22 protein-coding genes are annotated in these 23,450 nt (G+C 46.8%); 13 read left to right on the top strand and 9 right to left on the bottom strand.

Annotation, left to right across the window (positions count from 1 at the left end):
- The first annotated feature begins 90 nt into the window (after positions 1-90).
- From ACYVBJ_RS08870 to ACYVBJ_RS08830, 9 genes are all read left to right on the top strand, one after another.
- On the top strand, positions 91-1,482 hold the full coding sequence (locus tag ACYVBJ_RS08870; RefSeq protein ID WP_460981931.1) for a lipopolysaccharide biosynthesis protein: 1,392 nt from the start codon (positions 91-93) through the stop codon (positions 1,480-1,482).
- A gap of 21 nt (positions 1,483-1,503) precedes the next feature.
- Positions 1,504-2,967, top strand: a complete 1,464-nt coding sequence (locus tag ACYVBJ_RS08865; protein ID WP_460981930.1) for an O-antigen polymerase — start codon at positions 1,504-1,506, stop codon at positions 2,965-2,967.
- The gene (locus ACYVBJ_RS08860; protein WP_460981929.1) at positions 2,964-4,124 is read left to right on the top strand and encodes a glycosyltransferase family 4 protein; all 1,161 of its coding nucleotides are present in this window, start codon (positions 2,964-2,966) and stop codon (positions 4,122-4,124) included. Before ACYVBJ_RS08865 ends, ACYVBJ_RS08860 begins: the two co-directional genes overlap by 4 nt.
- 65 nt (positions 4,125-4,189) lie before the next feature.
- Positions 4,190-5,344: a glycosyltransferase gene (locus ACYVBJ_RS08855; protein ID WP_460981928.1), complete on the top strand. Its 1,155-nt coding sequence runs from the start codon at positions 4,190-4,192 to the stop codon at positions 5,342-5,344.
- A gap of 654 nt (positions 5,345-5,998) precedes the next feature.
- On the top strand, positions 5,999-6,544 hold the full coding sequence (locus tag ACYVBJ_RS08850; protein WP_460981927.1) for a glycosyltransferase family 4 protein: 546 nt from the start codon (positions 5,999-6,001) through the stop codon (positions 6,542-6,544).
- Positions 6,545-6,589: 45 nt separating this feature from the next.
- A complete protein-coding gene (locus ACYVBJ_RS08845) occupies positions 6,590-7,168 on the top strand; it encodes an LbetaH domain-containing protein (protein WP_460981926.1) in 579 nt (192 codons plus the stop codon).
- Positions 7,169-7,180: 12 nt separating this feature from the next.
- Complete coding sequence (locus ACYVBJ_RS08840) at positions 7,181-8,032, top strand: glycosyltransferase family 2 protein (RefSeq protein WP_460981925.1); 852 nt, start codon at positions 7,181-7,183, stop codon at positions 8,030-8,032.
- A 152-nt stretch (positions 8,033-8,184) separates the two neighbouring features.
- Positions 8,185-8,412 (top strand): VanZ family protein, encoded by a 228-nt coding sequence (locus ACYVBJ_RS08835; protein WP_460981924.1) that lies wholly within the window; start codon positions 8,185-8,187, stop codon positions 8,410-8,412.
- Between the two features lie 67 nt (positions 8,413-8,479).
- Entirely contained in the window at positions 8,480-9,748 is a 1,269-nt protein-coding gene (locus ACYVBJ_RS08830; protein ID WP_460981923.1) for a WcaI family glycosyltransferase, read from the top strand.
- A gap of 35 nt (positions 9,749-9,783) precedes the next feature.
- Here the strand turns inward: ACYVBJ_RS08830 and ACYVBJ_RS08825 are convergent, their stop codons facing one another.
- The 3 genes from ACYVBJ_RS08825 to ACYVBJ_RS08815 form a co-directional block, all read right to left on the bottom strand.
- Positions 9,784-10,560: a tyrosine-protein phosphatase gene (locus tag ACYVBJ_RS08825; RefSeq protein ID WP_460981922.1), complete on the bottom strand. Its 777-nt coding sequence runs from the start codon at positions 10,558-10,560 to the stop codon at positions 9,784-9,786.
- A 214-nt stretch (positions 10,561-10,774) separates the two neighbouring features.
- Positions 10,775-11,200 (bottom strand): hypothetical protein, encoded by a 426-nt coding sequence (locus ACYVBJ_RS08820; protein ID WP_460981921.1) that lies wholly within the window; start codon positions 11,198-11,200, stop codon positions 10,775-10,777.
- A gap of 84 nt (positions 11,201-11,284) precedes the next feature.
- Positions 11,285-11,833 (bottom strand): NUDIX hydrolase, encoded by a 549-nt coding sequence (locus ACYVBJ_RS08815; RefSeq protein WP_460981920.1) that lies wholly within the window; start codon positions 11,831-11,833, stop codon positions 11,285-11,287.
- Positions 11,834-11,895: 62 nt separating this feature from the next.
- Here ACYVBJ_RS08815 and ACYVBJ_RS08810 point away from each other — a divergent pair, with 62 nt between their 5' ends.
- Complete coding sequence (locus ACYVBJ_RS08810; protein ID WP_460981919.1) at positions 11,896-12,798, top strand: DUF2911 domain-containing protein; 903 nt, start codon at positions 11,896-11,898, stop codon at positions 12,796-12,798.
- A gap of 95 nt (positions 12,799-12,893) precedes the next feature.
- Here the strand turns inward: ACYVBJ_RS08810 and ACYVBJ_RS08805 are convergent, their stop codons facing one another.
- The 5 genes from ACYVBJ_RS08805 to ACYVBJ_RS08785 form a co-directional block, all read right to left on the bottom strand.
- Positions 12,894-14,168 (bottom strand): hypothetical protein, encoded by a 1,275-nt coding sequence (locus tag ACYVBJ_RS08805; protein ID WP_460981918.1) that lies wholly within the window; start codon positions 14,166-14,168, stop codon positions 12,894-12,896.
- Positions 14,169-14,458: 290 nt separating this feature from the next.
- Positions 14,459-16,141 (bottom strand): sodium:solute symporter family protein, encoded by a 1,683-nt coding sequence (locus ACYVBJ_RS08800; RefSeq protein WP_460981917.1) that lies wholly within the window; start codon positions 16,139-16,141, stop codon positions 14,459-14,461.
- A complete protein-coding gene (locus ACYVBJ_RS08795; protein WP_460981916.1) occupies positions 16,138-16,263 on the bottom strand; it encodes a hypothetical protein in 126 nt (41 codons plus the stop codon). The genes ACYVBJ_RS08800 and ACYVBJ_RS08795 overlap by 4 nt, the downstream gene beginning before the upstream one ends.
- Positions 16,264-16,341: 78 nt before the next feature.
- Positions 16,342-17,229: a hypothetical protein gene (locus tag ACYVBJ_RS08790; protein WP_460981915.1), complete on the bottom strand. Its 888-nt coding sequence runs from the start codon at positions 17,227-17,229 to the stop codon at positions 16,342-16,344.
- A gap of 14 nt (positions 17,230-17,243) precedes the next feature.
- Positions 17,244-18,443, bottom strand: a complete 1,200-nt coding sequence (locus ACYVBJ_RS08785; RefSeq protein WP_460981914.1) for a hypothetical protein — start codon at positions 18,441-18,443, stop codon at positions 17,244-17,246.
- A 46-nt stretch (positions 18,444-18,489) separates the two neighbouring features.
- Here ACYVBJ_RS08785 and ACYVBJ_RS08780 point away from each other — a divergent pair, with 46 nt between their 5' ends.
- A complete protein-coding gene (locus ACYVBJ_RS08780) occupies positions 18,490-19,737 on the top strand; it encodes an aspartate aminotransferase family protein (RefSeq protein WP_460981913.1) in 1,248 nt (415 codons plus the stop codon).
- Positions 19,738-19,871: 134 nt separating this feature from the next.
- Here ACYVBJ_RS08780 and ACYVBJ_RS08775 read toward each other — a convergent pair whose 3' ends face one another.
- Positions 19,872-21,458 (bottom strand): acyl-CoA carboxylase subunit beta, encoded by a 1,587-nt coding sequence (locus ACYVBJ_RS08775; RefSeq protein ID WP_460981912.1) that lies wholly within the window; start codon positions 21,456-21,458, stop codon positions 19,872-19,874.
- Positions 21,459-21,568: 110 nt separating this feature from the next.
- Between ACYVBJ_RS08775 and ACYVBJ_RS08770 the strand changes: the two genes are divergently transcribed.
- Entirely contained in the window at positions 21,569-22,297 is a 729-nt protein-coding gene (locus tag ACYVBJ_RS08770; RefSeq protein ID WP_460981911.1) for a hypothetical protein, read from the top strand.
- 85 nt (positions 22,298-22,382) lie between these two features.
- Positions 22,383-23,447, top strand: a complete 1,065-nt coding sequence (porQ, locus tag ACYVBJ_RS08765; RefSeq protein ID WP_460981910.1) for a type IX secretion system protein PorQ — start codon at positions 22,383-22,385, stop codon at positions 23,445-23,447.
- Positions 23,448-23,450 lie beyond the last annotated feature (3 nt).

The following is a 23,450-nucleotide window of genomic DNA, read 5'->3' as shown; positions in this document are numbered from 1 at the left end:
ATTGGTAATGCAGCCTGACCTTACCCGAAACCTGTCTAAAACTACATAACAAGCGCATTGACTTTGTCAATCCCAGTAACGCCATAAGCCATGGAGCTCAAGAAAATATTGCTGAGAAACACGTTTGCGAGCGCCTGGGGGAAACTATCTGTTGTTATATTCCGGGTACTACAAATACCCTTGTTCCTGCATAGCTTATCCGTTGAAGAATTTGGTCGATGGATGGTTATCTATTCGTTGCCCGCCTGGCTCCAACTGGCAAGCTTAGGTTTCGGCAGCGTCGGTGCCAACGAATTAGCCATGGCCCATGCCTCTGGCGAACTAAAGAAGGCACGAGAAGTTTTTTCTACTAGTCTGTTATTAACTGCTATCATCAGCCTGATTGGGACCGTACTGATAGGCGTAACTGTATACATTGTTCCCATTAGCGCCTATCTAGACATTGCTCAGTCAAGACGTAACGAGTTATCGCTTACAGTTATCTACTTAACAATATCCGTATTCATATCCTTCTCAAACGAACTGTTCGGCGGAAGGCTGCGTGCCGGTAGAAAGGCTCATTATTACATAGCGCTCTCAAGCTTCAGGCCCTGGCTCGAATTGCTAGTAACGTTTATTATCCTAAGGCTCACAACCAGGTTTGACATACTCGCATTGGGAATACTGGCTTCAACTATAGTACATAGTTTTGCCTTACAGATAATTAGCGTAAGAGCTTTACCCAGTATTAAGTTTTCAAGCAAAGACACTGATTTTACGAGTGCGAGGTTTTTGTTTAGAAAAGGAATGGCATTTCAGGCTATCCCCCTTGGTCATGCCTTAATATTTCAGGGAAACCTGTTCGTAGTGCAAGGCATTCTTGGCCCTGTTGCAGTAGCTACATTTAGTACGGTCAGAACACTTGTAAGATCAGCTAACCAGATGCTTGAATTGATTAACCAAGTTATCTGGCCAGAGATAAATATTCTCATCGGTGAAGGTAACCTCTCGAAAGCAGCACGATTACATCGAACGGGCGTTTTCGCATCAATTGTCTTGTCTTACATTGGAGTTCTTATACTAGCCATATTCGGACAAACCATATACAATTTATGGACCGGCGCAGCCATTGAACTACCACAAGCTTTATTACTAGTATTTTTGTTACCGATCCCATTTAATGCACTTTGGTATACTAGTAGTGTTGTACACATGGCCTGCAATCGCCATGAAGGACTGGCAAGTCTTTATCTAGGTGCTTGTCTACTATCCGTAGTTACTTGCAGTATTCTATCATCAAGTATCGGCTTGTATGGCGCTGCGATTTCTACACTTATTGTAGATCTTTTCATGATACCTTATGTATTAAATAAATCATTTCAACTCACTAACGATAATTGGAAGAGCTTTACGAATGGCATATACGTTGACACAAAATTAGCATATACACTGCTCAAGGCGAAGCTATTGAGCAACACAACTAATAAAGCTCTTAGTAAGTAGATATAAAATTAATTCATAAAAATGGTTAATATATTATATTTAAGAGAACTAGCTAAATACAATACTTTATTACAGTTATTGGCATCAACTTTCTATTTATTTTGCTTTGTATTCTTCCCTGAATCAGAACAAGCTGTAATAATTTGTGGTAGTGCTGCTATTATTATTTCTTTATTTCCAATAGCCTACGTAATAGCAATTCGTCAGTTTCCATTAATATTCAGTTGCATATGTGCCATAAATGTAGCGCCTATATGGTTTCTATATCTAGAGGCTGTGTTACCAGGATATGACGCATACGTATATAGCACGGCTGCCAGTAAACTACATGCTTTTTATTGGATCAGTGTTTTTCAGATATTTTTAAATTTTTTTTACTATATATGCTGGTATAAGTTTACACCAACATTTGCAAGAGATTTAACCTTTCTAAAAAAAATAGACATCAGACCATCAGACTATGTATGGTTAACTATGATCTCTTTTTTGTTACCTCTTTTTATATTTTATCTTTTTCATGGCTCGTCAGAAGCTTTATGGAAATCGATAATTGCTGGCCGCACAGAGAATGCAGGTACTGGTCTTGTTGCACGTGAATCAGCTGGTGGGATTAGCTCTTTAATGTTGCCGTTTGAGTGGTTGTGGCAGCTAACGCCATTATTTTCAACTGTGGCATTTATTACATTAAGTAAAAGAGCTTATGCGTTAAAACTACTTTGTCTTATCTGTGGTATACTGGTTATATTTAGCTTTTTTTTAAGTGGCTCAAGGGGTATAATGATCTTTGTTGCTTCTCCAATGATTTTTTTTCTTTTCTATTATAATTATGATAAAGGCTTAAAATTCTGGGGTATAGCAATATTATTATTTTTTATAGTGATTGGTATTATGGAAGTACAGGTGCGCTTTAGAGGGGGACTTTTAGATGTTATTTCAGACCCAACTAAAGCAGCAAAGTCTCAAGGTCTTGAATCCGCAACTTCTTTTGACCCTACTAAGACTCATAGAGATAATAATATGTATCTCTTTTGTTTAATAACTACTAGTCATCCGGATAAATATCCTTTTGAAGGGTTTAATGATTATTTTGCAATAATTTTAAATCCTATTCCACGTTATTTCTGGCCTGAAAAGCCCTTATTAGATGGAGCCAAAGACATTTCTTCGATGTCAGCATTTATTTCAGATGGCCCATTGACAATGGGCACTACAAGTTTAACTTATTCAGTGGTTGGTGAAGCTTTCTTATCAGCTGGGATTTTTGGCATTATAATTTATGCCTTTACATACGTATTATTCCTTTTATATTTCGATGGAATTATTCTTCACTCAACTAAACAAATCCCATTAACTATTGGCGTATTAGGAGTAGGCGTTTTTTTAATGTTTTGGGGATATCGTTCCTTTTTTGCTTTAGTAACATTCTTTTATCCCATATTATTATTTATCTCCATAGCTAGACTTGTCAATTTTATCAAAAGATGAAAATTACTTACACGGCTCCGAATAGAGCTCATCATTATCCTTATGCAGAAGCATTAAACAGAGCAGGGAACCTACATGCTTTTGTTTCAGGCTTTAGTAGGCTAAGTCCACGTTCTCCAATTCCAAGTATAGGCGACAAGCTTAAAAGGCATGATTTTTTTCAAACCTTGTATGTAGCAGGCCTAATGCTTGGCCTACCAGACATAATCAATTCACATGTTAATAAATTATCTAATTATAGCTTAGACAAAGCTTCTTATAAGTGGGCAAAAGAGTCTGATGTATTTTTATATTTTAGAACACAGGGATATAGGACAGCTAATTTACTAAAGCAGAGGTCATTACCTACGCTTTGTGTATTAGAAGAAGTTAATAGCCATGTAGATAATCATTATTATTTAATGAAAGAAGAACATGAACGACTTAGATCAGGTATTGTTGACGATGTTATTCCCGATCATGAATTACGACTATTAGCTTATGAACAAGCTGATTTTATTCTTTGTCCCTCTACGTTTGTGAGAGATTCTTTCATACAGAAAGGGTTTGCTCCTGACAAGTTAATAAAAGTGAATTTTGGATTTCCGAATATTAAAGGATTTGATTTCCACAATGAGAATAATGATTCTACGTTTCGAGTGTTATACGTAGGACAACTACATTATAGAAAAGGTTTAAGATACGCTATTGAAGCATTTCGCAATCTCAAACATCCCAAAAAAGAATTCATAATAGTTGGCCCTAAGACACGAGTTACTGGTTTGGAGAATATAAATATACCTCCAAATGTGGTTTTCACAGGACCTCTTAAAGATGACTCTCTAGAGTATCAATACAAGCGTGCTAGTGTTTTTGTTCTACCAACTATAGAAGAAGGTCTCGCTTTAGTGCAGGGAGAAGCATTAGTGCATGGGGTTCCTTTAATAACTACAACTCATTCAGGAGGTGATGATTTAATTAAAGATGGTGTAGAAGGGTACATTGTTGAACCACTTAATTCAGATGTGATACTAGAAAAGTTACAAATTTTAGCGGATAATCCCTTATTATTAAAATCAATGGCATATGAAGCTCATAAAACTGCTCAAAATATAGGCAGTTGGGACGTTGCTGCAAAAAATTTAGTATTTCAATTGTCCGAAAAAATGAAAAGATAAGACATATTCCAATTTAGGCATATTCATATTTTAATTAACAATCCATCTGAATTGAAATATACAAAATGAAAATTTTATTTCTAGTAGAGAGCATGTCTTCAAGATCTGGTGGACCCACAAACGAAATTGCTAGGATAACAGATTTATTAACAAGCAATCCATGTTTGGAAATAACCGTAGCATGCTTACGAAATGAATCAGACAATGTTTTATTAAACGAAAAGGTAAACTATTATTACTTTAATGTTACTAATCTGTTGTTAAATTTTTTTCGTGTTGTTAAAGAGTTACATTTATTAATAAAAGAGAGTGATGTAATTTTCTCCACTGGCATTTGGGGGCCAGTCGATGGATTAGCTCTGAGACTAGCATGGATTACAGGTAAACCTGTATATCTGAGAATATGCGGAATGCTTGAGCCATATATTGTTAAAAGAAACGTATTAAAAAAGTGGTTTGGCTTCAACGCCTACTTGAAGTCTAATTTAAATAAAGCTACCGGCGTAATCGTAAACAGCGAAGATGAGGCTCAACATGTTAAATTATATGTAAATGAAGAGGCAAAAATAAGAGTAATTCCTAATGGGGTAGAGATACAAGCTACATTATATAATAAAGTGTTAGCCAAACAACATCTAGGCCTTTCTTTGAGTATGCCAACTTTACTATATTTAGGACGAATCCACCCTAAAAAAGGTTTGCACTTATTACTAGAGGCTATCTTACATTTACCTAATAATAAAAGAAATTTTATACTTGTTGTAGCTGGTGAATTTTCTGATAACAATTACAAAACAAAAATAGAAAATATTATTTATAATAATCAATTACAAACTATAGTAAAATTTTCCGGATTAGTAACTGGTCATGACAAAGATAAACACTTTGCTGCTGCTGATATGTTTATTTTACCATCACAAAGTGAAGGATTACCTAATGCTGCATTAGAAGCTATGGCTTGCGGGCTACCTGTTATATTGACTAAAGAATGTAATATGTCAGAATTAGCTAATTATGGAGCCGGTATAATAATAAATTTAAGTATAGAAGACATCGTTGATTCCATTGAATGGTTTTTACTTAATCATACGAATCTTTTAGAGATGTCAAATAATGCAAAGCAGTATATACTCGACAAATTCAATCCAGATGCTTCTCGGAAATTGTACATGAATATCATTTCTTCGCATATTAAAGATTATAATTTATTAGTAGAGTAATTTTTGAGAAAGTCTGAAGAATATTTAAAAATGAAAGTATGTGTTCCTTTTTTAGAATTTGTCCTTATCATATTGTGAGAATTCGATTGCGAAGAGATGAGCTAACACCTAAAAATAACAAGTTATTACTATTTGTTTTTTATTAATAAATAGTAATGACAATTTCGATGTAGTGACTATTAGCGGTATTGAGATAATTCTTTTATATAAGAATTTTTTTGTAGAGTTCTTGCAACCTTGTGAAGTTGCTTTTAAGGTTGTAGAAGTTTCGAAGGTTGACACCCTCAATGTTTCTTTTCTACCCAGCTATTCTCCTATGCTTAATCTGTTCTATTTGCTTAGAGCGAAGTTCACCGATTGCAAAACAATTTTAATGAATGAATCCTGTCGTGGAACTGAGAAAGCGAACGTTGGTGGTAAACTATTAAAGTGCATTCTCGTACGCTTTTTCAACACTTCTTCAATTAGTAGAATACCTCAGGTTGAATACGTACAAGCCTATGGTCAAAAATCCTTCAATGTATATAGTGAGTATTATGCTATAGATGTAGCCTATCTTGATGCTTACTGGATCAACTTTGCCAGCCAATTACCTAGTAAAATTTTATCTGAGCGATACTTTCTTAATTTAGGAAGATTTGTTCCTAAAAGAACTTGTCTGTATTGATTGAAGCATACGCAAAATTAGCGAGCACTGTCTCCAACCTTGATGTCGGTTTAGTAATAGTAGGCGAAGGTCCTTACGAAGAGAAGTTACGTAACATAGCTATGTCAACGGGGCTATTGGTTATTGATGAACTTGCTACGGTCGATCAGCAGCTTACAGGACCTCATATTGTATTTTATCCTTTCCAACAAATCGACCAAACCCCTTTGTTTCTTTCTCGCTGTGAGGCTTTTATACTTCTAAGTCTTTGCGAAGAGAGGGGACTAGTCGTTAATGAAGCAATGGCTTGTGGAACTCCCATTATCGTATTTGAACATGTTGGTAGCCTGCCTGATTTGACTTTACACGATATAAACGGCAATATGTTTAATTCGACATATTTTTGTCAGTTGTATCAGTTACTAAAAAAGTTTTTAACTAATCCTGCGCTTTCTAGAACTTTAGGAAATAATGGCCAGGAGCACATTAAAAAATGGGGTTTAAGCCATTTTGCCCAAGGCGCTTTATCTGCTATAAATGCGGTAGTCAGGTAACACGACTTATTTAAAATAAATGGTGATTCATAAATTTTAAGCAATATGGTAAGTCCAGTATATAACCAGAATACGTATATAGGTCCATCCTTTTCACTAAGGAACCGTTTTCTCAGAGTGTTCTGGAGCGTTGTATATACGTTAATGTTTCGTTTCACACCAAAGCCATTTCATGCGTGGCGCGCGCTTGTTTTACGTTGTTTTGGGGCTAAGGTCGGGCGGAGTACGCATGTTTATCCAAACGTTAAAATATGGGCTCCATGGAACCTTGTATTGGGTGATGAATGTGGCGTGGCAAATGGCGTTATCTTATATTCTCAGGCAGTAATAACAATTGGGTATAGGGCGGTAGTTTCGCAGGGAGCACATCTGTGCGCCGGTACTCATGATTATACAAAATCTGGTTTTCCGTTGATTACAAAACCGATCCATATTGGTGATCTTGCCTGGGTTGCCGCCGAAGCTTTTGTTCATCCGGGCGTGACAATCGATAATGGCTGCGTAATTGGGGCTCGATCTGTAGTGACTAAAGATATGCCTGCCTGGATGGTGTGTGCTGGTCACCCCTGTAAGCCATTAAAAAGGAGAGCTTACGATACTCCTTTACTAGCATCTCACCCATGAAGCCCATTCAATATGATTTCAGTATTAATATTAACAAAGAATGAGGAGGGAGATTTACCAGGTTGTCTGGAATCAGTGTCTTGGTGTGATGACATCCATGTGTTTGATTCGTTTAGCGACGATCAGACCGTCGTGCTTGCTAAAAGCGTAGGAGCCACTGTTACGTTACGTCGTTTTGATGGGTATGCCTCACAACGTAATGCGGCTTTAAATACATTACATTTTTTATATCCCTGGGTATTGATTCTGGATGCTGATGAACGGGTGCCCCAGCAGCTTGTTGTAGAGTTGAAGCGAAAGATAGGTCAGGTTCCCGACTCAGTAAACGGCTTTCGGATACGACGCAGAGACTATTTTGGCGATACCTGGCTACAACATTCGCAGATGACACCATTTTATATTCGTCTCGTTCGCCGGGGTAAAGCCCATTACCACCGTGAGGTTAATGAAGTACTCGAAGTTGATGGCATTGTTGAAGACGTAGACGGCTATTTTGAACACTATCCTTTTTCCAAAGGTCTCCATCACTGGTTAAGCAAGCATAATACGTATTCGACCATGGAGGCTCAACGGTGGATTGAAGAGCATAAAAATGACATCCATTTTTCGTTGAAGAAGGCTTTGTTCAGCTCAGATTTTAGTGAGCGCCGGTACCATCAGAAAGGGCTTTTTTATAAGATTCCGGGCCGTCCGATAATTAAATGGCTGTATCTGGTTCTTTGGCGCCGATCTTTCCTAGATGGCTACGCCGGACTGACTAATGCTACTCTTCAGGCAGTGTATGAGTACTTTATTGTGATAAAAACAAGAGAGTTACTGACATCTCAACGTGAAAAAGATAGGAACTCAGTTGCTTCAATCTAAATCGAAGGGATGTGCGGTTAATATTACTTAGCCTCTGTATAGCGGTTGTAATAGCCGCTGTTTTTTTTTTCAGTTGGCTACCTCAGCCCGAATTAAGTAAATATGGTTATTTACCGAACTGGTTAGGCTATTGAACAGATAGCAGGGCTAATATGAACACCCGTACAGCGGTCCCTTTTGCATTGCTTGGTATACTCGGTGGTATCGCACTATTACGTAAATCACCTGAGTGGTATTGGTGGCTAATAGTTTGGGCATTTTCTGTTCTCATTGCGCTTGTTGCCGAATTAGGCCAACTTATTCTACCACTTCGGCATTTTGACTGGGGTGATGTATGTTGGGGCGCCCTAGGTGCCGGTAGTGGTATGGTTTTGGTGTGATTGACTAAACGGATTATAAGCAAAACAGTACTTTACAAATTTTTGTAGAGGCTCAGAAGCATTGAGTATGAGAATATTGATCTACGGCATAAATTATTCGCCAGAGCTTACAGGTATTGGCAAATATACCGGCGAAATGGGTGCCTGGTTGGCTCAACAGGCGCAGGAAGTGGACGTAATCACGACAATGCCATATTATCCGGAATGGGAAATTCACACATCTTACAAAGGAAAGTGGTGGCATACCGAAACAATTGAGGGGGTTCAAGTGCATCGGTGCCCATTTTACGTACCTGGCCAGGTTACTTCGAGCAAGCGTATATTGCATGAGTTTTCGTTTGTACTCAGCAGTCTGTTTTATTGGTTACCCGTCTTCCTTGGTGTCCGTTACGATGTTGTCATCTGTCTGTCTCCCCCATTTCATTTGGGTCTGCTGCCTGTTTTGTACAGCACAATCCGCAAAGTGCCGCTCTGGTGTCATATCCAGGATTTACAGATCGACATGGCAAAAGAACTGGGTATGTTGAAAAACAAGCGGTTTCTGGACATCATGTTTAAGGTGGAAGCTTTCATTCTGAAGCGGTGTACGGTGGTATCGACCATCAGTGAGGGTATGGTTCGGAAGGTAGCGCAGAAAAAGGTGATCCAATCGGAATGTGTGCTATTCCCAAACTGGGTCGATGGGCAGTACGTTAGGCCGCAACCGAAGTCGAAGTCGTTACGGCAGGAACTAGGTTTACAAAAGTCAGATCAGGTTATTTTGTACTCGGGTAGTTTAGGCGAAAAACAAGGGCTGGAAATAATCATTGAAGCGGCCCGATCATTCATCTCGCGGCCAGAAATCAAATTCATGATTTTTGGATCGGGTGGCGGCAAGCCAAAATTGGAAGCACTAGTGCGGGAGTATGGCCTCAACAACGTAACATTTCATCCGTTGCAACCTTACGAAAAGTTGTCTGCCTTATTGGCTACGGCGGATATCCATCTCGTTTTACAAAAGAAGTCAGCGTCAGACCTGGTTCTTCCTTCCAAACTAACGGGAATTCTGGCGGCCGGAGGTTGTGCCTTAGTTTCAGCTATTCCAGGCACTACGTTATACGATGTAGTACATAAACACCAAATGGGTATTCTGATTGAGCCAGAGTCTGTGGAAGCGTTAGAGTGGGCAATTCAAGACGCTCTTTCTTTAGACTTGTCGACGTATCAACGGAATGCCCGAAACTACGCCGAGCGGAATCTGGATAAAGAAACAACCTTACGCAAATTCGTGAACGAACTATATCGACTTACGGGCCAACCTCTTGCTAGCGCGTTGCACGAAAAGAGTGCAGTGTGATACGGTCGCGTCTGCGCCGAAGCGTCGTGCTTAGTCTATAATTTGGACGCTTCAACTAACGAGGAATTCAGTAACGGTTGGTCGTTCAACAGCTTCAAATCCTTATCATTAAATAATCGGGCCATTGTCTTCAAATCACCCGGACGGTGTAAGTCGCTACCGATAAAGTCTATACACTGCTGTTGCAATAAATAACGGGCCTGCTTCTCTACCTGCGAACCATACCGCCCACAAAGCGACATCCAGTTGAGTTGGAACAGGCAGCCGGCTTCACGAAGCTGCAATAGCGCGGCTTTATCCGTATGATAATACTTGTAACGCTCCGGATGAGCCAGCACGGGCGTATAACCACGCGTCTGGATGCGAAAGAGCATGTCGCTCAGGCGCATGGGCGGGGATGACCAGCCCGTTTCAACAAGCAGGTAACGCTGATCGCCAAACGACAGGACATCTCCCTGCTCCAGCGACTCCATGAAAAAGTCATCGAGCAGGTATTCAGCAGCTACCTCAATGGTAAGTGGAAGTTGGTGTTCGGTGATGAGGTTCTGCACAGCCAGAATTCCCTCCCGCATGACAGTACTCGAATTGGGATACCAGTCACGGCTGACGTGGGGGGTGGTAATCACTTTACGAATACCCCAATCTGCTAGTTGTTGCAGACACGTTAGGGTTTCATCCAGATTTTTAACCCCATCATCTAAGTCAGGAATCAGGTGAGAGTGTATATCAACCTGCCAGAAACAAACATCCTGACTGATTTCGTGCGCCTTACGTTGTGGAAGAAAACGTTGCCAAAAGCTTTTCGTAAGCATCTATGACAAAGATACGAAGTTAGTCGTTACCAGCCGGTGAATTTGTCCAGCGGCCAACATTAAGCTCAGTTCGTAAAGACGATGAATTCAGACTGTTTCCCGCCAGTAAAGTCTACAAAGCAGACTGTTTTTCTATATCGACTAATAAAACCTGGCAAACAAAAAAAGCTACCCGATTACCAGATGGCTTTCCCTGTCAACTCCGCAATTGCTATCAATCAGCCGCTACACTCGATTTGTCTTTGATAGAACGCTGCTCCCGACGCTTGGTTTCAATATCAGGGTTTGTCGACGTAGCAGCGGGCCGAAGTGGGCGCTGCATTTTGTAGTTACGATCCGCTACATCTGTCGAGGGCGTGTGATTCACCACAATACCATTCCCTGTTGGCTGGCCGGGCACTTGCCGCTTGTAGTTTGCCAGGGGCTCAGTGCTGGGCACGGGCCGACCGACGGTTACTCCTGAACTGCCTTGCCAGCGACGGGCTGTTGCAGCTTTATTTGGGTGCTTATAGTTGCTCGTCGAATACGTCGGATCGTTCCGCAGTTTTGTTTCTTCGGGATTGGGAGTATCCTGCGCAAAAGCTGAACCAGCCATCGTCAGAAGGCTCAGACCAGCTACTACTATGACATGGATTTTCATAGCTTCTGTGGTTTTGTTGTCTGACAAAAATAGAGCTTTGTCCTACATTAAAAACTAGTCAAGAAGCTACTATATTTATAGTTTTTACAAAATTTTACGTATCATACGATAAATTGACTCAGAACTAGTAATCTGATTGGCATTTAATATCGTTACCCATTGAATATTCCTGATTTCTTCGGATTCACCAAATGCCTCCGTTTCGTCTGCCTCAAACAGAAACCGGATGTCATAGTGCAAGTGCCCGGGAACATCAGCACGAGCAGGAATCGGATGGATGTCGACATCGAAAATTTGAGGAGACACCAGGCGTATTGACGTCAGCCCCGTTTCTTCCTGCGCTTCGCGAAGGGCAACAGCTGCTACGTCCGGGTCACCATCGGCATGGCCTCCCGGCTGAAACCATCGATCGAGCTTGCGGTGATGAATTAAAACGACCCGCTGTCGGTCGGGGCTTACAATCCAGGCTGAGCCCGTTACGTGTCCGATCAGCAGTGATCGCTCGAAACAATCAGGATGCTGGACCACAAAATTAAGGGTAGCTCTGGTCATGTCCTGTTCGTGGGCATCGACAACATATCGGCTGTTGACTAAGTGTTCCCGCAGTAAAGCGAGCAAAGGTTCACGGTGCATAACTTGGGTTTGTGCGTAAAAAGCCGCAATTTCGTCACGTTTTAAAAACTCTATAGACAATTATGCGTAAGTTATCACTGAGTGTTGCTACGTTGTGCTTAACCGCCCAACTAGCTACCGCACAGATTAAACTCCCCTCCCCTAGCCCTGGTGCTACAATCATACAAACGGTGGGCAGCACTGATTTCACCGTAACTTATTCGCGGCCAAGTCTGAAAGGTCGTTCACCGTTCACCGATGCGTTTGTACCCAACGGTAAAGTATGGCGCACCGGCGCGAACTCGGCAACGGCCTTCACCAGCTCGACCGACCTGATGGTGAACGGTCAGTCGTTACCGGCTGGTACGTATGCCATTCTTTCCATTCCTGCCCAGGATGAGTGGACATTGATTTTCAGCAAGAACAAGGCCGTTACGGAGCAGTCGTACAAACAGGAAGAGGATGCACTGCGGGTGAAGATCAAATCGATGTCGGGCAACGAAAAGATCGAAACCTTTACGATTGGGTTCAGTGACCTGACCGACAGCACTGCCAAACTGAATATTATGTGGGCGAACGCAAAGGCAAGCGCGGATCTGCGGGTGAATACCAGCGCGATTGCAGCCGCCAGCGTTGATAAAGCCGTTGCCGAGAAGCCCGAAGATCCGGCCGTTCTGCAGGCAGCCGCCAGCTACAATCTGTCGAAAGGACGTAACCTCGATCAGGCTTTGAGCTGGATTGAGAAGTCAATTACGATGAAAGAAACGTTCCGGAATCTATACGTAAAATCGCAGATCCTGGGTCAGATGGGTAAGTTTACCGATGCTTTGCCGATCGCGCAGAAAGCCCTGACGATGGGCCAATCGTCCAACGACCCTTCCTTCGCGTTTTTCAAAGATGGCATTGAGAAAAGCATTGCCGATTACACGGCAAAAGCTCCTGCTCTTCCGGCGATGAAAGCTGGCAAAGGCAAGAAGAAGGCTTAAAAGCTTATTCAGACTACCTATAACAGCAAAGCCCGGTTTCTCAATGAAAAACCGGGCTTTGTTAATTTAAAACGACTTTAACCGATTGAGACAGTTTACCCTGCCAGTCGCTGGTCGAGATGTATCTCAACAAGTAAACCGTCGACGGCCTGCTCATGGGCGATCCGCTGCCGGATGTTCCGGATGGCTTGTCGGCCCGTATTCCAGCGCCGGGTTACGTTGACCTCCCGAACCAGCGTCGGCGCTTTAGGCTGATGAGCACATTCGTAGTAGTCGACCATACGGCTCGTCATTTGCCCGACAATCTCCTCAATAGGACCATAGATGAGCAGATCCGGATCGACTTTGGCCAGTTGAATCAACGCCCGCCCAATAGAAGCGGTGTAAAACGCACAATCAATATCCTGATGACGTACCGGTACCCCGTCGTGAAGACGCTGAAGCTTTACGCTTCCATCTTCCAGCATCGCCGACGCGGGCTGCTGGCCCTCAGGCTGCGGAAAAACAGCGTCCAGTTTATGCTGGAACCGCTCCCACCAGGGCGGCTGACCCGATGGGTTCAGTGTATCGCAGAATATAACCCGCTGGGGTAAGGCAGGTTGCTGCGGATTCATGATCAGCAAAGCGCCCCCCAGATGGCGATCGTCAGCGGCATGCCGTCGCTGAATGATAAAACAATGCGGTAATTCATGACCTTCCTGCTGCAACCGTTCGGCGCTCGTCCGAACGGCCCGTAAGGCATCTTCCATGTACCCGTCCACCATAACATGAATGGGCAGGCTGCCTGCGTAGGCTGCTTCCTGATGCAACTGGTCGGCCAGAATATTTAAGGCCGTGGTGTCAGACCGGCGCGTACCAAAATACATACCGATGTCTTCCCGGCCCTGCCAGTCCGGATGTTCGGTAAATACGATCGTGTCGCCGTGATCACCCTGCCGACTGGCGGATGTATACCGGAACGGGACTTCGCGATGCTCCCGGTGGGCAGCCAGATTATAAATCCGCTGCTCAAACCTAGCCAGCATGGGCTCATAAGCATCATTCAGGAAATAAACCTGTTCGATCGGGCGAAGAAGGTGCCGCGCAATGGCTTCCTCCCGGAGCAATTGCTCAAAGGCATCTTCGTAATGCTTGAAGAAGCTACGCAGCGCACCCTGCTCAATGAAGGTTTCCGTGCAGCTGCCCGTATCGAAACTTCGGCTGGGATCAACCGTTGTTCCGTTTTCTATCCAATCGCGGAGAAATTGCTTCACCGCGCTGTCGAAAGCGTCGTTCGCTGCTTCGGCCTGTTCTTGTGTGTAGTTAGTTGGGACAAATAATTCCTCTGCAATCCGTTCTCCAGTCAGGAGATTCCGAATCATTTCGTTCATGGGTACAGGTTACGCGTATAAAAGGCCGAATTACTAAACTATATTGAAGGAAGTGGAGTGGTACGAGTCGCCCTGGTTACGTTCGATACACGAAAGAATTCGAACGAAGTCGATCGCTGTAAAAATACGAAAATAAAGAGGGGATTTCTTGTGATATAACAGATTCTTTAAGCGCTTTAGTTGCAATTATTTATGCGATTAATCTAGTTTTTTATGTTTTTAATTGCTGGAAAGAAGCGCTGCCTGGCAATTAATAACCCTCCAACAATAATCAACTAATTACCAGTAGTTTATCTGCCTAAAAACCGTTGCAGGGCCCAGGCAATACCCACTACGAGCAGGCAGCCGATTACGTTCAGCCATAAAAAAGCGGTCAGGTCCAGGTACCAGCTGAGCACCACGAAAGCTTCCCCGATAATCGTGGCCCAGAATGTGGCCCGTCCGCCGATGGATTTGATGTAAAACGCAATCACAAATACGCCCAGAATGACGCCATAAAACAACGAGCCCAGGATGTTCACCGCTTCGATCATACTACCCAGCTGATTGGCGAACTGAGCCACGACAATGCAGAATATCCCCCACCCGATTGTGGCCCAGCGGGAGGCTTTGAGGTAGTGTGCGTCGTCGGCATTGCCATCGCCCAGGCGCTTGTACACATCCACGACTGTGGTTGAGGCCAGGGAGTTGTAGGCCGCAGCAATCGAACCCATCGAAGCGCTGAAGATCACGGCGATCAGTAGCCCGACCAGTCCGTGCGGCAGGTAATCGAGTACGAACCGCAGGAATACGTAATTCACATCGTTGGTGTCGGCAGCCGGGTTATTCTGCTTGATCAGTTGCGTTACATCCGCTTTTACGGCTTTCAGGGCCGTGTCGGTTTCGCGAAGCACCGTAGCCGCTGACTCCTGCCCGGCTTCATCGTCCCGGTTCAGCGCTACCTGCATATCGGCAACGGCGCGCTGGCGCTGCGTTGTCAGATTCTGGTGCTTGATCTCCGCCAGCTGATAGGCCCCCGCGTAGGGACTTTGTTTCAGTCGGTCGGTTTCCTGTTTATTGAAGAAGGTTGGCGACGGATTAAACTGATAAAATACGAATACCAGTACGCCCACCAGCAGAATCAGGAACTGCATGGGCACTTTCAGCAACCCGTTCATCAGCAGCCCCAGCCGGCTCTGCCCGATCGACTCGCCGGTCAGGTACCGCCCTACCTGCGATTGATCGGTACCGAAATACGACAGTTGCAGAAAAAATCCGCCGATTAGTCCCGACCACAGGTTGTAGCGGCTGTCGGGGTCGAATTTAAGGTCGATCAGGTTCATCCGACCGGCTTTACCGGCTACATGCAGGGCGTCGACAAAGCCCACATCCTCGGGCAGCAGCCGGACCGTAAGATACCCCGCCAGGGCCATGGCGAACGTAACAATGGCCATCTGCTGGAGGTGCGTGTACGATATGGCTTTGGCGCCCCCCGTAACTGTATAGATCAGCACGATTCCGCCCATGATCAGATTCGTCCAGTATATATTCCAGCCCAGTATCGTCGACAGAATAATGGCCGGCGCGTAGATGGACAAGCCCGTCGACAAGCCCCGCTGGAGCAGAAACAGCCCGGCGGTGAGCGTTCGCACGCGGGCATCAAACCGGTTTTCGAGAAATTCGTAGGCAGTAAATACTTTGAGCTTATGAAAAATAGGCACGAAGGTCACCGACAGCACAACCATCGCCAGCGGCAGGCCAAAATAAAACTGAACGAACCGCATCCCATCGGCAAATCCCTGTCCTGGTGCCGACAGAAACGTAACGGCACTGGCCTGCGTAGCCATTACGGACAGGCCGACGTGATACCACGGCAGCGACTGCCCGGCCAGCAGGTAGTCGTCCATACTCCGATTGCCCCGGCTTTTCACAATGCCGTAGACAACTACGCCCAGCAACGTAATGGCCAACACGCCCCAATCCAGACTGCTCATGACAACCAGCGCATTAGAGCGTAAAACAACACGATCTCGGCCACTAAGCTGCCAAGGACGATGGCATATAACTGGTTCCAGGAACGGGCAAACGGAGGCAAATCAGTTGGATCTTCGGGCATGAAAGAGTGGGTTGTCAGGTATCTACCGGCGAAAATACGGGAAATTCAGGTATCCCTCTGTCTTAACGACAGAACGTACTAGTTTGAGATACGCAGGTGATAACTGGCAAAAGGCATAAAAAAAATGGGCGTTTCTATCCCAGACTCAATAATAATGGGAATGTAAGCGGCCAGATCAAACGCGTGGCGTCGGCGATCGAAGCGAATGCCTCCCGACAATAGGCCCGCGAAGTTTACCTGACCATTGCCAAAGAGCACGAAGTTTTCGGATATGAACGTCAGCTTTGGGCCGACCTTACGAACCAGCCCGAACGTACCCACAAAATTGCGGGAGACCTCACCGTTCGAGATGCTCCAGCCTAAGCCATAGGTCGTATTGTTTTGCCGGTCGCCAGCTGTTACAATCCCCTGAAGATAGCCAATCCCTTCCAGAAAGCCATTGAATCGAACAGCGGCATACTGAGCGTTCACCCCCAATCGGACCCGGTTGCCCACAGGCAGCGACACTTTCGTATTCAGGCTAAACAGATTGGCGGGCAGGAATGAATAGAACGTAGTGCCGACGCTCCAATTGTCGCTGATACCATATTCCAACTGGCTGACATAAAGAAAGTAGTTTCGGTAATACAATTTTCCTTTTTCGGCCGAATACGCCGTTGGGGCGATCCGCATCGTTTGCGGAAACAGATTCGGGAAACTCTCCCCTTCTGCGCGGGCACCGATCTGCTCGAGCCGGACAATCTGATCCGCCTTCAGCCGGATTTCGCCCAGATTACGGGTCCGGATAATGGCTTCCGAACTATCCTGTCGTATCAGTTCGCCCCGGAGCTGGGTACCGTCTTTCAGGGTTATTACGTAGGTAGGCTTTACGGATTCAGATGTCTTGTTTTTTGGATAATACTCGTCCTGCGCCAGCGTACGTAACGGCACAAGCAAAAGGGTAAGCCCCAGAAACAGGTATTTCATGAATGCAGGGGCAGTTAGTTACGTCCGATGAGCAGATTATAACCCACGTACGGAAACATCCGTATGGGCCTGCTGCCGTTGAAGTACGGTTTCTCGTAAACCAGCGAATACAGGCCTAAATCAAACGCATGCCGCCGTCGGTCAATGCGACAGGCAAACGAGACCGTCACCCGCGCATCATCGTAGGCATAGTACCGTCGCCCGAGCGCAATTTTATTATCACTAACCAGCGTTAGCCCCGGCGACACTTTCTGAATCAGCCCGATCGTCAGAAAGTGATACGTTGGAAGGGTGTACGTGTACACCTGAGGCACGGAAGATGACCAGAGGGGCGTCGAGTAGGTGTACGTCTGCTTTGATGGCAGCGTCTGCCCATAACCCACCGTTACCTGGTGCTGACTGGTCCCAATCGAAGCGAGTCCCTGCAACGTCCAGAGATCGCTTGTTCCAAATACATTGAGAGCCCCACGGGCCTGGTAAGTCACGTTAACCCCCAGCTGGAACTGTTCGCTAATAGGTACGCTTATTTTTGAAAACAAACGTGAGGTATTGATCAGGTACTCAGCTGCTGACGAATATAGTTCATTGAACAGAACACCCGGAACAGGCGACACAAAACTAGCCCCTACACTCCAGTGCCTTGTAATCCCATAATTAAACTCGTTGAGCAGCAACCAGGTATTTCGGTAATAAAACCGCCCCTTCTCCGGATTGTAAGCGGTAACTCCGGTCAGCAGCCAGGGCGAGAACTGGGTTGGAAACCGCCTGCTAGTGTCTCTTTGTGTTTCAACCAATACCGAATCGGTACGTACTAACAGTTCCGGCTCGAAATACGTGAACTGACCGTTCCGCTTCCGCACCGTGATCATAGTACTATCGCGCTTCACGAACGTTCCCTCCACCTGCGAACCATCCCGAAACACGAACACCTTGTAGGGAGCGGTCGATCGGGCCTCAACGGCGTTGGAGGGTAGTGCGGGCCGATCCGCCGAAATCCTGACAACCTGATCCGCTTCAACGAACGACATGTTGCCACCCCGTTTTCTGACGCTGATAAGGGTACTGTCCTGACGCAGGATCTGCCCCCGAACCACCGTACCGTCGCGCATCAGCAGATACGACTGTCGGCGTTGGGTATCTTCTGGAGTAATTTTCACGAACTGTGCCCATGCAAACACTGGGCCAAGTAAGAGAACGAAAAGAAGTGTTTTCATGGTTGAAAGGGTAAGGAATTCAAGGAGCAATATTGATTTTTTCATTATGCAAACGGTGACCCACCGGCAGTTATTTTTTCAGCACGTAGCCCAGACCTCTGATTTCCCGTTAGCGTTGGAAATCGACCGGGCCGAAGGCGTGTATATTTATTCGACGGTCGATTCGACAGACTCGCCCAGGCAGTATATGGACCTGATTTCGGGCATTGGGGTCAGCAATGTCGGCCACCGGCATCCCAAAGTTCTTGAAGCCATCCAGAACCAGCTCGACAAATACCTGCACCTGATGGTATACGGTGAATACGTGCAGACACCCCAGACGCAACTGGCCCACGCCCTGGCGCAAACGCTGCCGGACCGTCTGAATACAGTATATTTTACCAACTCGGGTACTGAAGCCGTTGAGGGAGCCATGAAACTGGCGAAACGCTATACGGGCCGCACCGAAATTGTCAGTTGTGTCAACGCCTACCATGGCTCAACGCAGGGCGCTCTATCGCTCTCCGGCGATGAGAATTTCAAACGGAACTACCGTCCCCTCCTACCGGGTGTCCGCCAGATTCGCTTTCAGAACGAGGATGACATTCGCCAGATCACCAGCCAGACGGCCGCCGTCGTGATGGAGGTGATTGGTGGCGAAGCAGGGGTTCGGGTGCCGGATGCGGCCTATTTACAAGCCGTTCGGCAGCGCTGTACGGACGTTGGAGCCCTCTTGATTTTTGACGAGATCCAAACCGGATTTGGCCGGACGGGAACGTTCTGGGCGTTCGAAGGTTTCGGCGTTGTTCCCGACGTAGTACTGTGCGCAAAAGGCATGGGTGGAGGCATGCCGATTGGGGCCTTTATCAGTTCGGCCGCTATAATGAGCGTATTTCGGAACAACCCGGTTCTGGGTCATATCACTACGTTCGGCGGGCATCCGGTATCGTGTGCGGCTTCGCTGGCAACCCTACAGGTCATACAGAACGAGAAACTGCACGAAAAAGCAGAAGCCAAAGGGCAGTTGTTCAAACAACTGCTGCACCACCCAGCCATTAACGAAGTACGCGGCAAAGGATTAATGCTGGCGGTAGAATTCGAATCGTTCGACGTCCTGAAACCCATTATCGACCGAGCCATCGAGAACAGCCCGGCCGGTCTATCCAGACCGGGCGTCATTACCGACTGGTTCCTGTTTTGTAACAACTCCATGCGCATAGCCCCACCACTGATCATTACGGACGAGCAGATCCATGAAGCCTGCGCCGTAATCCTGGAGGCCATTGAGCGCGTGGTTAACGGCCAAGAGGTTTAGGTCATTTATTTACGCGAACAGCGTTGAGGCTAAGCCAACAAGCACGGCTATGCCGAAGATGATCAGCAAGCCGATCACTACGGTTTTCAGCAAACTGCCTGGCCTTTTGGGAGTCTGGTTTGTCATCGTGTACGTTATAGGGGAATATTGCCGTGTTTTTTGCGGGGCATAGTGGCTACTTTGTTCTCCAGCATCGTAAAGGCCCGGATCAGCTTCTTCCGGGTCTGGTCGGGCCTGATTACTTCGTCGATATAGCCCCGATGGGCCGCCCGGTACGGGTTCGCAAACTTCTCGGTATACTCCTGCACCTTTTCCTGTAGTTTCGCCTGCGGATCTTCGGCTTCCGCTATTTCCCGTTTGAAAATAATTTCGGCAGCTCCGCTCGCGCCCATCACGGCAATCTCGGCCGACGGCCAGGCGTAGTTCATATCAGCGCCAATGTGCTTGGAGTTCATTACGTCGTAAGCCCCACCGTAGGCTTTGCGGGTGATGACCGTAACGCGGGGAACGGTGGCCTCACAGAAGGCGTACAGCAGCTTGGCCCCATTCGTAATGATGCCGTTCCACTCCTGATCAGTCCCCGGTAAGAAACCCGGTACGTCTTCCAGCACTAACAACGGTACGTTAAAACTGTCGCAGAAACGCACAAACCGGGCGGCTTTCGTACTCGCGTGGATGTCGAGTACCCCCGCCAGCACCGCTGGCTGGTTGCCCACCACCCCGACGCTACGTCCGCCAATCCGGGCGAAACCAACGACGATGTTCTCGGCGAAGTTCTTGTGTACCTCCAGAAACGAGTTTGCATCCACGAGTTCTTCGATCACCTCCCGCATGTCGTACGGCTGGTTCGGGTTGTCGGGAATAAGGTTGTTTAACGCTGGGCGGGCCTCATCCGTCGGCTCGTATGGCAGCATCGGCGCATCCTCTTCGCAGTTCTGCGGGATATAACTCAACAACTGCTTGAGGTGCTGAATACAGGCCAGTTCGTTCTCGCAGGCAAAGTGCGTTACGCCCGACTTCGTGCTGTGTGTACTGGCTCCGCCCAGTTCTTCGGCCGTAACGGTTTCGTGCGTAACGGTTTTCACTACGTTCGGTCCGGTCACGAACATATAGCTCGTGTTCTCGACCATAAAAATAAAGTCAGTGATAGCCGGGCTGTAAACGGCGCCCCCCGCACAGGGGCCCATGATGGCCGACAACTGCGGAATAACGCCCGACGCCCGGGTGTTGCGGTAAAAAATATCGGCATAGCCCGCCAGCGACAAGACCCCCTCCTGTATTCGGGCCCCGCCCGAGTCATTCAGGCCGATGATTGGTGCGCCGTTCTGCATGGCCAGATCCATCACCTTGCAGATTTTCTCGGCATGAGTTTCGGATAAGGCCCCGCCAAAAACGGTGAAATCCTGAGCAAATACGTACACCAGCCGTCCCTCAACCGTACCATACCCGGTTACTACACCATCCCCCAGGTAATGTTCTTTGTCCAAGCCAAAATCGCGGGTGCGGTGCATGACAAACTTGCCAATTTCTTCAAACGATTCCTCATCGACCAGCAAGGCGATGCGTTCGCGGGCGGTAAGCTTACCTTTGGCATGTTGCGCATCGATGCGTTTCTGGCCACCTCCCAGTTCAGCTTCGGCATTTTTTTGGGCCAGTAGTTCGGGTTTCGACGGTTTGTCTAAGTTTGTATGGGACGTATCGGGACGGGTTTCCGGTTGCATAAGATTCGTTTGTTGAGACCAGTGCTGGCAAAGTTAATTTTTCTTTATGATTCAAACGGGTTCGACTGGTTTGTATATTGTTTCGGACTAACATTTACCGAAGCGCCGTTATGATGCGTTTATTCTTTCTTTTCTGCCTTTGTCTGTCTGCTACGTCTGTACTGGCGCAGGATTCCACCCTAACCTACCAACGACCAGCCCGCCTTATTCTGAAAGTAGTTCCATTGGCTTTGCTGGATGCTGACCCAACCTGGTCTGGTGCAGCAGAGATACGAACGGGTCAGCGCACGTCGGTTCAGGCGGAGTTTGGATACGGACGTCCCAGCTGGAACAACCCAGGCTTTTCGTTCCAGCATGCGGGCACCTGGCGCATCAAAGCCGAATGGCGTGTCTACACGGGTCGGTACCGTACAAACCTCTCAAAGAACATTCGAATTTATACCACCTACCCGCTGGGCAATTATTTCGCGTTCGAAGCGTATACCAAACTGCTCAACGTCTGGCACAACTGGAGTGATTTACCGGGTCGAAACCCGACACTGCCCGCTGAGGTACGCCCTCAATACCAGACGCTTATTCGACGAAACAGCTTAAGTCTCAGTATCAAATTTGGGCGGCAATTTGGCTGGACGACCACGCCACAGCAAGGTCGGGCGCGGGTCTTATGGGACGTATACGCGGGTCTTGGTGTTCGATTGGTTAACCAGGACAACAGTGGCAACTGGTCCGAACCGGGTTATACGGAAAGCTTTACCGGTATGTTCAATCGCTTTAATGCGAATGGATTGCGGGTAGCTCCCAACGTATCAGCCGGGGTTAAACTGGGGTTTGCGCTGTAACCAACGGTATTCGTTCCGATTTCCTTTGGATCTGCTTCGCTCTTTGAGGTTTGTGAGGCCGGTGTGTCGGTGCCACGTAAAATTGGTGTTTCTTTGCGTTGAACTGCGCCCATTCCGCTTGATAGTCCGTTCCCTTTTATTGCTCTTCGCACTGCTGTCTGCCACGGCAGTTATGGCTCAACCGCTGGGCGGGCAGCGGGTATTTTCGTTTCTGGACCTTCCTACGCACGCCCGGGTAGCCGCCCTGGGCGGACAGGTCGCCACTGCCATTCAGCCGGATGGTGCGTATCATCTGAACAACCCCGCCCTGGCGGATTCAATTCGTAACAATCAGTTGGCCATCAGCCTGATGCCTTATCTGGCAGCGGCCAAATATTACACTCTCCAATACGGATTACCGATTCAATCGGGCGACAAATGGGCTGTGGGGCTGCAGTACCTCAGCTACGGGCAGTTTACGCTGACCGACCCAGCCGGTATTTCGCTCGGTACGTTCACCGCCAATGATTACGCCTTAAGTCTGACCCACGCCCGCACGGAAGGCAATTTTACGCTCGGCGTTACGGTGAAAGCCGTTGGGTCAGCGATTGAAACGTATTCGGCCTTTGGGCTGCTGGCCGATTTTGGTGGTGTCTGGCGGCACCCCAAACATGGTCTGACGTTCGGCCTGGTCGCTAAAAATGTGGGCTACCTGTTCAAAAATTATGGACCGGCTGATGCTGACCTTCCCTTCGACTTGCAGGCTGGCGTTACGTTGAAACCACAGCACGCACCCATTCGACTCACCCTGACCGCCCATCACCTGCAACGCTTCGATATAAGTTACAACGATCCCAGTCTTAACGTCCGGTATGACCTCAACGGCAATCCCGTACCGCAGTCGGTGGGCATCGCCGAGAAGATAGCCCGGCATATCAACGTTGGCGCGGAGTTGCTCATCAGCCGTAATGTGCATCTGCTGGTCGGCTATAATCATCAGAAGCGGCAGGAAGGTCGACTGACGACGTTTGGCGGGGCCGCCGGTATTTCATTCGGGGCGTCGGTGCAGGCAAAAGGATTCCAGTTAACGTATGGTCGATTCTCGGCTGTTCCAACCGCGGGAACCAGTCAGTTGTCGCTGCGCATCGATTTAGACAAGTTGATCCACTAGCTT

It is taken from the genome of Spirosoma fluminis (assembly GCF_054778895.1).
The sequence above is the reverse complement of the archived record's forward strand: the minus strand, read 5'-3'. Positions and strand labels throughout refer to the sequence as shown.